The organism is Corallococcus sp. M7 (assembly GCF_054512695.1).
The window spans coordinates 8,241,222-8,254,937 of sequence record NZ_CM137252.1 but is presented as its reverse complement, the minus strand read 5'-3'; the positions used below and the strand labels follow the sequence as shown (position 1 = coordinate 8,254,937).

Genomic DNA, 13,716 nt, shown 5'->3' with positions numbered 1-13,716 from the left:
CTCGGGGGCAGGAGGAGCGGGTGGGAGCCTACTTCTTCGGGGCCGGGGCCGGGGGCGCCGTCTGCGGCGCGGTCGCCGGAGCCTCGGGGGGGGCCGGCGCGGGGGCCGGGGCGGGCTCGCGGGCCTTCTGGGCCTCGGTCGTGATGACCTGGCCCATCGCCTGCTCCAGCGGCTTGTGGGCGGCGACGCCCGGCTGGTCACCCCAGCCGTTCTTCAGCGCCTGGTGCTGGCCGCCAATCTTCTCCGCCGCGCGCCAGTCCTGCTCGAACAGGCGCTGGTTCACGATGCCCACCTCGTACTGACCCACCGCGGCGGGACGCGGAGGAGGACCGTTTGGCTGGGCCTCCTGCATGGTGACGACCTGGATGCGCCAGGCCCACACCGCGCCAATGAGGAAGAGGACCATGGAGCCCACACCGACCCCGATGATCTTCCCCATGACGAGGTGGTCTTCCTCGGCCGCCACGCCATGCGCGCCGACGATGACCCGCGATTCGACTTCGGACTGGGTCTTCTTCATGGCTGCACGTACCTCAGGGACTCCGCGATGTAGGGGTCCTTCACCGGGAAGGTGTACCGACCGCGCGCCCGGAACAGGGCGTAGCCCACCGCGACCCCGCCCACGCCCACGAAGGCCGTGAGGATGGTCCAGTGGAACGTCGGACCGGCCTCACCGGAGAACGCCGGCCAGATGAGCCAATACAGGTCCACGGCGTGCATGAGAAGCATGTAGGTGGCGGCCACCGCCAGGGTGCCCGGCTTCTCCTTCAGCTTGCGTGACAGCAGCGTGAAGAACGGCAGCACGAAGTGGCCGAAGAAGATGACGTAGGAGACGCCGCGCCACGGGCCGTACATGCGCAGGCCGTACCAGGGGGCCTCTTCCGGGATGTTGGCGATCCACACCAGCAGGAACTGGGAGAAGCCGATGTAGGCCCAGAACGCCGTGAAGGCGAAGATGAGCTTGCCCAGGTTGTGGAGGTGAGACGTCTTCACCAGGCTGCCGTAGAGGTCCTTGCCCTGGGCCCGCACCGTGGCCAGCGTGAGGACGCAGAAGGCGGCCAGGAAGCTGCCGGCGAAGTAGTAGGCGCCGAAGATGGTGGACTGCCACAGCGGGGTGAGGCTCATCAGCCAGTCGAAGGCCGCGAAGGTGATGGTCAGCGCCAGGAAGGGCAGGGCGCCCGGGGAGAACTTGCGCTGCTTGACGGTGAGCTCCAGCCCGCCGACCTCGTCCTGCTGCGTGCTCCAGCCGTACAGCCGGTGCGAGACGAAGATCCACACCCCGAAGTAGATGACCTGGCGGACGGCGAAGAAGCCCAGGTTCAGGTAGTGCTCCTTCTTGTGGTGAAGGTGCTCCACTTCAATTCCGTGGATGTTGGCGGCCAGCGGCGAGCCATCCACCCAGGGGTAGAGGTACTTCATCATCGGGATGAGGGCGAGGATGAGCACCGCGAAGACGGGCACCGCGATGGAGATGGTCTCCATGGCGCGGCGCAGGACGATGGGCCACTTCGCCTTGGCCGTGTGGAAGATGCACAGCATGATGAGGGCGGCCACGCTGATGCCGACCCAGTAGGTGAAGCCCAAGAGGTAGCTGAAGCTGGTCGCCTGCGGGTTCATGAAGAAGCCCACGGCGGTGAGCACGAGGCCCACCACGCCCAGGCCGAACGCGGGCACCATCAGCTTGGGCGTGCCGGTGTAGCGCTCCATGGCAGTCATCGGTTCTCCTGCGGGACGGGCTGCGTCCCGGCGGTGCTCCGGGCGGCCTGCAGCGCGCGCACGTAGGCGACGACGGCCCAGCGCTCACGCGTGTCGAGCTCACCCGAGAAGGACGGCATGATGCCGTAGCCCTCGTTGATGGCGGTGTAGAAGTGGCCGGCCGGCTTGTCCGCGAGCTCCAGCAGGGACGGCGGCAGACGCAGCGCCATGTTCTCCGCGACGACGCTGTTGCCGTCGCCGAGCACGCCATGACACTGCGAGCACACGATGTTGTACTTCTTCTGGCCCAGCTCCAGCAGGTGCTTGTCCACCGGCAGGGGGATGGCGTTCACGGCCACGCCGTTGGCGCGGCCCGTGGAGATGCCCGGGTTGCCGACCGGCCGCTCGCGCGGGACGGTGCCGGCGGGGGGCACGCGCATGGCGCGCCCGTCCGGCCAGAACTCGGACGTCTCGTAGTACTCGTACTTGGCCTGGGTCTCCATGCGCTGGAGGAACTCAGAGCTGACGTTGCAGCCCGTGAGCGCGGCGAGCCCGGCGGCGGGGATGAGCCACCTCATTCGTTCTCTCCCGAGACGACGGTCACGTGGGTCGCGCCCAGGGCCGTCAGCTGGTTCTTGACGTCCGCGGCGTCCGTCCCCGTGGGGTGCGGGATGCTCAGCCAGTAGCCGTGCGTGGACGCGCTGCGGAACTCTTCCGACTCGAAGGCCGGGTGGTAGGGCTGCGGCAGCCGGCTCAGGCCGAGCAGGCCGAAGAAGATGCCGAACGCGGCGAACAGCACGCTCAACTCGAACGTGATGGGCACCCACGCCGGGAGGCTCAGGAGCGGACGACCGCCGACGTTGAGCGGGTAGTCGATGGTGTTCATCCACGTCTGCATCGTGAGGGCGGTCACCATGCCGGTGAGGCCGCCGCCCAGGGCGATGAAGGGCACGCGAGAGGGCGGCAGACCCAGCGCCTCCGACCCGCCGTGCAGCGGGTAGGGGGAGTAGGTGTCCATGCCCTGGAAGCCCTTCTCCCGCATCTGCCGGGTGGCATCCACGAGGGCTTCAGGCGTGGCGAACTCGGCCAACACCCAGGAATCAAGGACCTTGGCTTCCATGATGCTAGTGCGCTCCGTGGGTGAGGGTGCCCGCGCCGCCCGTGTCCGCGCCGTGGCTGTTGGCGTGCGCGGCGTGCTTGAGCTCCAGCTGGAGCTCCTTCACCTCGCTCACCGCGACGGCCGGGACGAACTTGAGGAACAGCAGGAACAGGGTGCCGAACAGGCCCAGCGTGCCGATGTAGATGCACCAGTCCACCCAGGTCGGCGTGTAGATGTCCCACGACGAGGGGAGGAAGTCCTGGGAGAGCGACGTCACGATGATGATGAAGCGCTCGCACCACATGCCGATGTTCACCGCGATGGACGCCACCCACATGATGGGGATGCTGGTGCGGGCCTTCTTGAACCAGAAGATGTTCGGGGTGATGACGTTGCAGGCGATCATCAGCCAGTACACGCCGGCGTAGGGGCCCGTGGCGCGGTTCACGTAGAAGGTCCAGAACTCGTACTGGTTCATGGAGTACCAGGCGATGAAGTGCTCCATCAGGTAGCCGTAGGACACGAGCAGACCCGTCGCCAGGATGACCTTGTTCATGTTCTCCAGGTGGCGGTCGGTGATGACGTCCCGGAGGCCCAGATACTTGCGGGCGGGCACGATGAGGGTGATCACCATCGCGAAGCCGCTGAACACGGCGCCGGCCACGAAGTAGGGCGGGAAGATGGTCGCGTGCCAGCCCGGAATCTGGGAGACGGCGAAGTCGAACGACACGATGGTGTGCACGGACACCACGAGCGGCGTCGAGAGGCCGGCCAGCAGCAGGTAGGCGATCTTGTAGTTGTGCCAGTGCCGGCCGGAGCCGCGCCAGCCGAGGGCGAACAGGCCGTAGATGGTGCGCTGCAGCTTCGTCTTGGACGAGTCACGCAGGGCGGCCAGGTCCGGGATGAGGCCCACGAACCAGAAGAGGGCGGACACCGTGAGGTACGTGGAGATGGCGAACACGTCCCACACGAGCGGCGAGCGGAACTGCGCCCAGGCGCCCAGGGTGGAGGGGTACGGGAACAGCCAGAACGCGAACCAGGGACGGCCCGTGTGGAGCAGCGGGAACAGACCCGCGCACATGACCGCGAACAGCGTCATGGCCTCCGCGAAGCGGTTGATGCTCGTGCGCCACTTCTGCTGGAAGAGCAGGAGGATGGCGGAGATGAGCGTACCGGCGTGGCCGATACCGACCCACCAGACGAAGTTGATGATGTCGAACGCCCAGCCCACCGGCTGGTTGTTGCCCCACACGCCGATGCCGCGCGCGAGGGTGTACGTGACGCCGACGACCAGGAGGCCCAGCGCCGCGGACGTAATGCCCAGCAGCATGAACCAGCCCTTGCCGGGCTTGCGCCAGACATGGTCGAGCAGGGTTTCATTGAGGGACTTGTCGTCGTGGTGCGGCGCGACGAGGTCCCGGGGCTCGAGGGGGTCGAGCGGGAGGTGTGCGGTCTCGGCCATGACGGTCAGTGACCTCCTTCGTGCGCCGGGGCGGCTTCAGCAGGGGCAGCGGGCACGAGGGCGGGGTTGGGGTTGCGCAGGCGGATGAGGTGGGCGGTGCGGGGGCGGGTGCCCAGCTCGTGCAGCAGCCGGTAGGCACGCTCGTCCTCGTGGAGCTGGGTGACGCGCTGGGCGGGGTCCGCCAGCGAGCCGAAGGCGATGGCCTGCGTGGGGCAGGTCTGCTGGCACGCCGTCTGGAGCTCCTTCTCCTGGATGAGGCGCTTCTCGACGCGGGCGTTGATGCGGACGCGCTCGATGCGCTGCACGCAGTAGGTGCACTTCTCCATGACGCCGCGGTTGCGCACCGTGACGTCCGGGTTCATCAGCATCTTCTCGGTCGGCGTCTTGCCCTGCGTGTAGTGCAGGTAGTTGAAGCGGCGGACCTTGTACGGGCAGTTGTTGGAGCAGTACCGCGTGCCGATGCAGCGGTTGTACACCATGTCGTTGAGGCCCTCGTCCGAGTGCACGGTGGCGTTCACCGGGCAGACGTACTCGCAGGGGGCCTTCTCGCAGTGCACGCACGCGACCGGCTGCATGACCATGGCGGGGTCGTTCTCATCGCCCTGGAAGTAGCGGTCGATGCGCAGCCAGTTCATCTCACGGCCGCGGTCCACCTGCTCCTTGCCCACGACGGGGATGTTGTTCTCCGCCTGGCACGCAACGACGCACGCGTTGCAGCCCGTGCAGCGCGACAGGTCGATGGACATGCCCCACTTGTAGCCCTTGTCGGGGGAGGTGGCGTACTCGAAGTCCGGCAGGTTGTTCTGCTTGCCCAGCTCGTACTTGGCCTGGACGCGCTCCAGCGTGTGCTCCGTCTCCTTCGACGGGTGCTTGAGCTCGTTGACGGTCATGTCGAGCGCCAGCGGGCGGCCCTCCATGCGCCAGTGGTACTGGGTGCGGGCGAACTTGTGGCTGCCGCGGACCTTGGTCAGCTTGGCGCCGCCGTCGAACCAGGGGGCGTTCACGCTGCGCAGCAGGTTGGCGTTGAAGCCGATGTCCTTGGCCACGACCTCGTGGAGACCGGTGCGGCCGTAGCCCAGCGCCACGGTGACGGTGTCGTCCGCGTTGCCGGGGAGGATGGTGACGGGGACCTGCAGCTTGCGCCCGCCGTACTCCAGCTCCGCGACGTGGTTGTTCTCCAGGCCGAGCCGCTTGGCGGTGGCCGGGCTGAGGATGGCGGCGTTCTCCCAGACGATCTTCGTGATGGGGTCCGGCGTCTCCTGGAGCCAGGCGTTGTTGGCGAACCGGCCGTCCAGGACGCGGTAGTCGTGGACGAAGTTGATCTCCAGCTCACCGGCCGCGGGCGGCTGGTAGGCGGCGACCAGCTGCGAGGCGGCGCCCGTGTCCGGGGTGGCCGTGGTCAGCGCGGCGGCGGTGCTGCCGGGGACGACGCCCTCGGAGACCCAGGTCTCCCAGCGGGTCTCGAAGTCGGCGCGGCCGGCCTCGCCACCCTGCGCGGCCCAGTAGTCGCGCACCATCTGGTAGGCGGGGCGGAAGGGCTCGTCGAGGAACAGCGCGAACAGCTCCATCTCCGGCACGCCGTTGAAGAGCGGCTGGATGAGGGGCTGCGCGATGCTGACGGTGCCGTCGGCCGCGCGGCCGTCGCTCCAGGTCTCCAGCTGGTGCGCCAGGGGCACGAACCAGTCGGCGAACTTGGAGGTCTCGTCCTCGTAGTGGCCCGCGTACAGGACGGACAGCGCCTTGCGGTTGGCGTTCTGCTTGGGGTCCAGCACCTCCGCCAGGCCCGCGTCCACCGGCAGGGCGTAGACGGGGTTGGTGGCGGTGATGACCAGCGTGTCCACCTTGCCGGCCTTGATGTCCGCGACCAGCGCGCTGATCTCCGACAGGCCCGAGGCCTCCGGGGCGGCGGCCGGGACGAGCTTCACGGTGGTGCCCACGTTGCCCAGCGCGGCGTTGATGGCCTGCGCCAGCGCGTGCACGGCGGCGGGCTGGCGCTCACCGGCGAGCACCACGGAGCGGCCGGCCTTGGACTTGAGGTCCTGGGCCACGGCCTGCACCCACGACTGGGTCTCCGGGCTCAGCGAGCCGGCCTTGCCGGACGCGCCCAGGCTGGCGGCGGGGCCACCCACGGCCTGCGCCAGCGCGGCGGCGATGGCGAAGACCTCGGCGGACTTCACGCGCTTGCGGTGGTCCGCCATGCCGCCCGTGATGGACATGCGGGATTCGGCCACGTACAGGCGGTTGAGCTCGCCGTTCTTCGGGTCGCGGCGGTCCGCGAACTGGCGGTTGAGGGCCAGGTTCTCCGGGCGGCTCTCCAGGAAGTCCGCGTCCAGGGAGACGATGACGTCCGCGCGGCTCAGGTCGTAGACGGCCTGGACGGGCTGGCCGAACAGGGCGCGGTTGGCCTGCGCGGCGGCGGAGTCCGTGATGGACGAGAACGCGTGGAAGCGCGCGTTGGGCAGCTTCTTCTGGATGCGGCCCGTCACGTCGCGCAGCGTCGGCGAGCTGATGGGCTCCGTGAGGAAGCGCAGGCGGCTGCCACCGTCCGCCGCGGCCTTCTGGCCCACGAGGGTGGAGATGTCCTCGGCCAGCACGCGCAGCGAGCGGGGGTTGTTGCCCTGGCGCAGCACGCGGGCGCGCTGCGGGTCATAGAGCGAGAGCAGGAACGCCTGCTCGAAGACGCCGGCAGCGCCCTGGTTCACGGGGTGCTGGGGGTTGCCTTCGATCTTCACCGGGCGGCCTTCGCGCGCGGTGATGAGCAGGCCGGAGGTGTGGCCTCCGAGCGTCATGCCGGACGCGTAGTGCAGCGGGTTGCCCGGGGTCACTTCCGGCGGCGTCTTCGTGTACGCCACCATCCGCTCATCCTGCGGACGGGTGCTGCACGCGGTGGCGCCAGCCAGGGCGAGCGACGCGCCCAGCAGCTGCATGAACTCGCGGCGGGCGAAGCCGGTGGGGGGAAGGTCCGCGCCCACGGGGAATTCCGGGCGGGTCTCCTCCAGGAACTCCGGCGTGGCCAGCTTCTCCTCCAGGCCGAGCCAGTACGTCTTTCCGTACGCGCCTTCCGCCGAGACCGCGCGGGTGGAGGCGTGCTCGAGCGCTTCGGTCACGACGTCATCGTGGGCGTGAGCGTGGGTGGCCTCGTTGCGGCCCGAGACGACCGGGAGCGCGAAGGACGAGGGGGTTTCCTGCGCGGGCGCGCTGTCAGGCTTGGTGTTCATCGGTGGCATGTGGAGCAGCTCGTGCGCGAGTGAACGTCGTATTCCTTGGTGAGCGTCTCGGCGAGGGCCGAGGCTTCCGCCTTATCCGTCGGGGGCGCCCAGGTCATGCTGGTGATGAACTCCTGGGGCCGGAGGTTGGGGCCGGGGTTGCGGTGGCAATCCAGGCACCAGCTCATCGTCAGCGGCGCGGACTGCTCGATGGCGCCCATCTGGTCCACGCGGCCGTGGCAGGTGGCGCAGCCGACGCCCTTGCCCACGTGGATGGAGTGGTTGAAGTAGACGAAGTCCGGCAGGTTGTGGACGCGAACCCAGGGGATGGGCTGGTCGGCGAAGAACGCCTTGCGGACCTCGGTGAGGTACGGGCTCTTGTTCCACACCTGCGCGTGACAGGACATGCACACGGTGGTGGAGGGGATGCCCGCCGACGGGGACTTCTCCACCGTCCAGTGGCAGTAGCGACAGTCGATCTGCTCGTCACCGGCGTGGTGCCGGTGGTCGAACTCGATGGGCTGTTCCACCGGGCGGGCCTGATTGGTCACGAGCGGGCTGCGCACGTAGGCCAGGAGGCCGCCGATGGCGATGGCGGGCACGGCGAGGAGCATCGCGGCCGACAGGCGCGACACCGTATTCGTCCAGCGTGGGAAGAGAGGGCCGCTCATACCAGGACCAGGGGCAAGAGGACTGAAGGCGACATGAAAGCAGGGGTGGACGCGGGGAAACCGTTCGGCGCGGAAGTCAGGGGGGCCGTCCCGGTCCCGGTGGACCGGGCGGGGGGTGGCTCCTGGCGCTCAGACGGCAAGGCAGTCACGTCCAACGAACCTCTAGGATGGTGCCGTGGGCGCGGGTCCCTCATGCATTTCCCGACCCAATGCGGCGCGGGACCATCAACCATCAACACGGCAGTGTCAACCATTCTGTGGGGAGTGGGAATAAGGAGCGCTTAGCACCTTCTGGGGTGGTTGCGACAAGTTGCCCGCGCGCGGTGATGAATCCCGCTTCTGGCGATCGGAAGGGAGCTTTGCGCGAGGGCGCATTTCCCTCTGGGATCAATCCCTTTCAGGGCGCGCGCTACAGGGTGCGACGGTCCGCGCCGCGCATGAAGCGCGGCTACTGAGAGTCTGGGTCGCCAGGGTCGCGCCACCGGTCGCGACGCTTCTGGAGCAGCCGATCCACCAGCTCGCGCACGCGCGGCGAGCGGTGGAAGTTCGCGTCATGGCGGCTGCCCTTGCCCTGGTTGCAGCGAGCGCAGGCCAGGCCCAGGTTCTCCAGCGCGTCGGTGCCGCCCGCGGTCCGGGGCACGATGTGCTCGATGGTGGCGCGGCTGATCGGCTCGCCTTCCAGACTGACGGTGAGGTGGGCGTTGCAGTGCAGGCACTTGCCCATCCACACGTCGGCGCCCCGGTGGGGGACGCGCTCGAAGGTGTCGTCGGTGGCGATGATCCCGAGGATCCGCCGGCGTTTGGCCTGGCTCATGGCGCTAGACCTCCACCACCGCGGTGCCGGCGACGGCGTACACGCGGTCCTTCTTGCCCCGCCGCATGTCCATACCGCCCGTGAAGGCGCTGAACGCGGGCAGGACGCCCACGCCAGGACCCAGGTGGAAGCAGGGCAGCCGCAGCCGGTCCGCCCCGCCCGACAGCCGCACCATGGGGTGCAGGTGGCCGGCCCAGACATAGCGCCCGGCGGCCGGCTCCGGGTGGTGGGCGAAGCGGAACGGGCCTTCGTCTAATACCTCCGCGCGGTCCTCCATCCTCCAGGAGGGCGGAAGGGTCCGCACATGGCGGTCATGGTTGCCGCGTATCAGCACGACTTCTAGTGAAGCATGGGCTTCGCGCCAGGTATTCACGCGGCTGATGACGTCCGCGGTGAGCCCCTGGCGCGAGTGCACCAGGTCCCCCACCAGGAGGAGGCGCCGGGCGCCGGTGGCGGTGAGGGCGGAGGAGAGGCGGGCGAGGTCGTCATCCAGGACCCCCAGGGGGAGCGGGATGCCGTGCTGCTGGAAGGACTCGGTCTTGCCCCAATGCAGGTCGGCCACCGCGAGCACGCCGGCCTGGGGCCAGTGCAAGGCCCGTTCCGGGAGCAGCTCCACGTCCGCGTCCGCTACGCGGGTCTGGCATCGGCCTGGGACCATCGCTCCTTGAGGCGCTGCACGCGCTCCAGCAGGGATTCGTTGGACACGCTGGCGCTGATGCGCTCGACGACGAGCGGGAAGCCCAGCGGCGAGGGCCGGTGGACGTGGACGATCTCGACGGGGTGCGCCTCCAGCCGCTCCAGGGTGCGCGTGAGCCGGCCTTGTTCGAACTGATGCTCCAGCACCTCGCGGCGCGCCTGGCGCAGGAGGAGGTTGTCCGGGTCGTACTTCACGAAGACGTCATAGAGGAGCGCGGCGCTGGCCTGGACCTGGCGGGTGGATTTGCGCGCTCCGGGCAGGCCTGGCATCACCAGTCCGGCCACGCGGGCGATGTCGCGAAACTGCCGGCGCGCGAGCTCGCTCAGGTTCACGCTCTCCAGGATGTCCTCCACCAGGTGCTCGCGGGTGAAGAGGGCCGGGCGCAGCGCTTCATCGAAGGGGAAGGGCGTGGAGGTGAGCAGCTCCAGGCCGTAGTCGTTCACGGACAGGCTGAAGGTGGCCTTCTGTAGACGCGTGAGGCGCAGGGCGAGCAGCGCCGCCAGCCCTTCGTGCACGAGCCTTCCTTCAAAGGGATACATGAAGAGGTGGTAGCCGTCCCGCGTGCGGCAGGTCTCCGCGAGACAGCGGCCGTCGCCGGGGATGCGCGACAGGCGGGCCTGCGCGTCGAGGATGGGCCAGGCGGCGGCGACCTCGTCGCGGGTGACGTCGCCCTGGCGCGCGGACTCCAGCGTGCGGCGCATCGCGGACGCGAGGGACGTGGACAGGGGCAGGCGGCTGCCGCCCCAGCGCGGCGTCTGGGTGGCCTTGGCCTTCGCGGGCTTCACGTACGCCGTCATGTCCTTGAAGCGGCTGAACTCCAGCCGGCGGCCCGCGAAGAGGAAGGTGTCTCCGGGCTTCAGGCGGCTGACGTAGGACTCCTCCACCGTGCCCAGGGTGCCGCCGCTCCAGTAGCGCAGCTGCACGGACGCGTCCGACGTGATGGTGCCGATGTTGAGCCGGTGCAGCCGGGCGAGTCGCGCGTCGGGCACGCGGAAGCGGCCGTCCACCTCCACCACGCGGCGGAACTCCGGGTAGGCGCGCAGCGTGGGGCCTCCCTCGCGCACCAGGGTGAGGGCCCAGTCGAACTCCTCGTCGGTGAGGGACGCGTAGCTCGTGGCGGTTCGGACCTCGTCGCGCAGGGCTTCGCGGGTGAAGCCTCCTCCCAGCGCGCACGTCACCAGGTGCTGGGCCAGCACGTCGAGCGGCTTGGACAGCGGCGTGCGCGGCTCCACCTCGCGCTGCGCGATGGCGTCTCGGGCCGCGGCCATCTCCACCAGTTCGAGCGCGTGCGTGGGGACGAAGAGGATGCGGCACGTGGCGCCGGGACGGTGCGCGCTGCGGCCCGCGCGCTGGAGCGTGCGGCCGATGCCCTTGGGACTTCCTATCTGGATGACCCGCTCCACCGGGCCGAAGTCCACGCCCAGGTCGAGTGAAGACGTACACACGACGAGGCGCAGGCTTCCGTCCTTGAGTCCTCCCTCCACGCGCTCGCGCTCCTCGCGGTCGATGGACCCGTGATGCAGCGCGAGCAGGTGTTCCCATTCCGGGCGCAGGAAGCGCAGGCCTTCGAACCAGCGCTCCGCTTGGGAGCGGGTGTTGGTGAAGAGGAGCGTGGACTGCGTGGGATCCAACCAGTCCGCCACGCGCGGCAACATGGAGAAGCCCAGGTGCCCGGCCCACGGGAAGGTGTCCACCTCCTCTGGCAGCAGCGTCTCCACGTCCACCGGGCGTTGTAGGTCCGCGCTCACCAGCGTGGGCTTTCGGTCCGTGCCCACGACGGTGCGCGCGGCCTCATCCAGGTTGGCGAGCGTGGCGGACAGCGCCCAGATGCGCAGGCCCGGTGCGAAGTGGCGCAGGCGGGCCAGGGCCAGCTCCACCTGGGTGCCTCGCTTGGAGGCGAGGAGCTCGTGCCACTCGTCCACGATGACGGCGCGCAGTGAGGCGAAGTTCTCCGCGGCCTGCTCCTGTGTCAGGAGGAGTGACAGGGACTCTGGCGTGGTGATGAGGACCTGGGGCAGGCGTTCGCGCTGACGCTGGCGCACGGAGGAGGACGTGTCGCCCGTGCGGCTCTCCACCTCCAGGTCCGCGTCCAAGGCCATCAGCGGTTCGCGCAGGGCCTGCTCCACGTCGCGCGACACGGCTCGCAGGGGCGTGAGGTAGAGGATCTGGAGGCCCTTCTGGTTGCGCTCCGCTACGTCCGCCAGCGGGCCGATGTATGCCGCGTATGTCTTTCCCGCGCCGGTGGGCACATGGATGAGACCGCTGTCTCCTCGCGCGTAGGCGGCCCAGGCTTCTTCCTGGAAGGCATAGGGCGTCCATCCCTTCGAGGCGAACCACTGGCGGAGTTGCTCCAGCGGCGCGCCCTTGTAGGGAGACGGGGACCTGGGCGCGGGCTTCTTCGCTCGGGTTCGTACGGGCTTCTCGGCCTGCTTCTCCGGCGCGTGCTTGCCGCGCATGCGATTGCGGCGGGGCCTAGTGGGCTGCATGCAGCAGCCCCTTCAGTGAATCGAGCGTGTCCGCGTCCCTCGCGGTCTTGTCCGCGCGCCAGCGGGCGATGCGTGGGAAGCGCAGGGCGATGCCCGACTTGTGGCGCGGCGACGGGGCGATGGCTTCGAAGTGCAGCTCGAACACCTGCTCCGGATCCACCGAGCGCACCGGGCCGAACTTCTCCCGCGTGTGCGCGCGGATCCACCGGTCGAGCCGGCCGATCTCCTCGTCGGTGAGGCCCGAGTAGGCCTTCGTCACCGGGAGCAGGTCCTCGCCGTTCCACACCGCGAAGGTGTAGTCCGTGTAGAGCGACGAGCGCCGGCCATGGCCTGGATGCGCGTAGAGCAGCACCGCGTCCACGGTGTACGGGTCGATCTTCCACTTCCACCAATCGCCACGCTTGCGCCCCGTCTGGTACACCGAGTCCAGGCGCTTGATCATCAGGCCCTCGACGTTGCGCGCGCGGGACTCCTTTCGCAGCTCCGCCAATGCCTCCCACGAATCGGCCGTCACCGTGGGGGAGATGGGGAAGCGCGGGTGGTCCTTGAGCAGGGCCTCCAGCCTCGCGCGGCGCTCGCGCAGGGGCAGCTCGCGCACATCCTTCCCGTCCTGCTCCAGCAGGTCGTAGACGACGAACGCCGCGGGGGCCTCCGCCAGCACCTTGGGCGTAAGCTTCTGTCTGCCAATGCGGCGCTGGAGCCGGGCGAAGGGCAGGGGGACTCCGTCCTCGTAGGCCATCACCTCGCCGTCGAGCACCGTGCCTTCGGGCAGGGCCCGGGCGGCCTCGGTGATTTCGGGGAAGCGTTCGGTGATCAGCTCCTCACCCCGGCTCCAGAGGAACACGTCGCCCTGGCGGCGGATGAGCTGGCCCCGGATGCCGTCCCACTTCCACTCGACGAGCCAGTCGCTCAATTCGCCCAGTGACTCCGCCGGCTGCTCCAGCGGCGACGCGAGGTAATAGGGATATGGGCGTGACACGTGGCCGTCCGAGACGTCCGGCGCCACGAGCTGTTCGAAGAACGCCTTCGTCGGCGTCCATGTGCCCATCAGCCGGTGCGCCACACTGGGCGGCGGCAGGCCGGTGACCTGCGCGATGGCTCGCACCACCAGCGTGTTGGACACGCCCACGCGCAACTCGCCTGTGAGCATCTTGTTGAGGAGGAAGAGCTCGCGGCGGGGCATGGACTTCCACCAGCCCACCACCCGCTCGCGCTGCTCCGCCGCGTCCAGGCCGCGCAGGGGCAGCAGGCGTTCCTCCAGCCAGCGTGAGAGGGGAAGCTCCTCGGCGTGCTCGGGCGGGAGGTTCGCTCCGTCGAGCAGCAGGGCAATCACCTCCGCCAGGTCTCCCACCGACGCGTAGACCTCGTCGAAGAGCCAGTCCGGGATGCCCGTGAGCTCCTGCGTCCAGCCCACCAGCAGCTTCGACGTGAGCAGTCGCTTGAGCTTCTGACCCGTGAGGAAGAACAGCCCCCAGGCGGCGTCCTCCGGCGGTGTCGTCCGGAAGTAGCGCGCCATCGCCTCCACCTTCGCGTTGGTGGAGGTCGTCTGGTCGAGCGTGTCGTAGAGGTCGGCCAGGGCTCGCACG

11 protein-coding genes are annotated in these 13,716 nt (G+C 69.1%); all 11 read right to left on the bottom strand.

The window, feature by feature from the left end; translation table 11 throughout:
* Positions 1-28: 28 nt before the first annotated feature.
* The 11 genes from ACX114_RS33035 to ACX114_RS32985 all read right to left on the bottom strand — a co-directional run bounded on the left by ACX114_RS33035 (position 29) and on the right by ACX114_RS32985 (position 13,715).
* Complete coding sequence (locus ACX114_RS33035; RefSeq protein ID WP_459291243.1) at positions 29-520, bottom strand: hypothetical protein; 492 nt, start codon at positions 518-520, stop codon at positions 29-31.
* On the bottom strand, positions 517-1,716 hold the full coding sequence (locus tag ACX114_RS33030) for a hypothetical protein (RefSeq protein WP_459291241.1): 1,200 nt from the start codon (positions 1,714-1,716) through the stop codon (positions 517-519). The genes ACX114_RS33035 and ACX114_RS33030 overlap by 4 nt, the downstream gene beginning before the upstream one ends.
* Positions 1,713-2,273, bottom strand: a complete 561-nt coding sequence (locus ACX114_RS33025) for a c-type cytochrome (protein ID WP_014399396.1) — start codon at positions 2,271-2,273, stop codon at positions 1,713-1,715. Before ACX114_RS33025 ends, ACX114_RS33030 begins: the two co-directional genes overlap by 4 nt.
* On the bottom strand, positions 2,270-2,815 hold the full coding sequence (locus ACX114_RS33020; RefSeq protein ID WP_459291238.1) for a DUF3341 domain-containing protein: 546 nt from the start codon (positions 2,813-2,815) through the stop codon (positions 2,270-2,272). The genes ACX114_RS33025 and ACX114_RS33020 overlap by 4 nt, the downstream gene beginning before the upstream one ends.
* Positions 2,816-2,819: 4 nt before the next feature.
* Positions 2,820-4,256, bottom strand: a complete 1,437-nt coding sequence (gene nrfD / locus ACX114_RS33015; protein ID WP_459291236.1) for an NrfD/PsrC family molybdoenzyme membrane anchor subunit — start codon at positions 4,254-4,256, stop codon at positions 2,820-2,822.
* Between the two features lie 5 nt (positions 4,257-4,261).
* Complete coding sequence (locus ACX114_RS33010) at positions 4,262-7,474, bottom strand: TAT-variant-translocated molybdopterin oxidoreductase (protein WP_459300337.1); 3,213 nt, start codon at positions 7,472-7,474, stop codon at positions 4,262-4,264.
* The gene (locus tag ACX114_RS33005) at positions 7,471-8,133 is read right to left on the bottom strand and encodes a cytochrome c3 family protein (RefSeq protein ID WP_206788849.1); all 663 of its coding nucleotides are present in this window, start codon (positions 8,131-8,133) and stop codon (positions 7,471-7,473) included. Before ACX114_RS33005 ends, ACX114_RS33010 begins: the two co-directional genes overlap by 4 nt.
* Before the next feature lie 448 nt (positions 8,134-8,581).
* Positions 8,582-8,947: an HNH endonuclease gene (locus tag ACX114_RS33000; RefSeq protein ID WP_459291234.1), complete on the bottom strand. Its 366-nt coding sequence runs from the start codon at positions 8,945-8,947 to the stop codon at positions 8,582-8,584.
* A gap of 4 nt (positions 8,948-8,951) precedes the next feature.
* Positions 8,952-9,605 (bottom strand): ligase-associated DNA damage response endonuclease PdeM, encoded by a 654-nt coding sequence (gene pdeM, locus ACX114_RS32995; RefSeq protein ID WP_459291232.1) that lies wholly within the window; start codon positions 9,603-9,605, stop codon positions 8,952-8,954.
* Positions 9,575-12,130, bottom strand: coding sequence for a ligase-associated DNA damage response DEXH box helicase (locus ACX114_RS32990; RefSeq protein ID WP_459291230.1), 2,556 nt, complete (start codon positions 12,128-12,130; stop codon positions 9,575-9,577). Before ACX114_RS32990 ends, pdeM begins: the two co-directional genes overlap by 31 nt.
* A complete protein-coding gene (locus ACX114_RS32985) occupies positions 12,117-13,715 on the bottom strand; it encodes an ATP-dependent DNA ligase (RefSeq protein ID WP_459291228.1) in 1,599 nt (532 codons plus the stop codon). The genes ACX114_RS32990 and ACX114_RS32985 overlap by 14 nt, the downstream gene beginning before the upstream one ends.
* Position 13,716 lies beyond the last annotated feature (1 nt).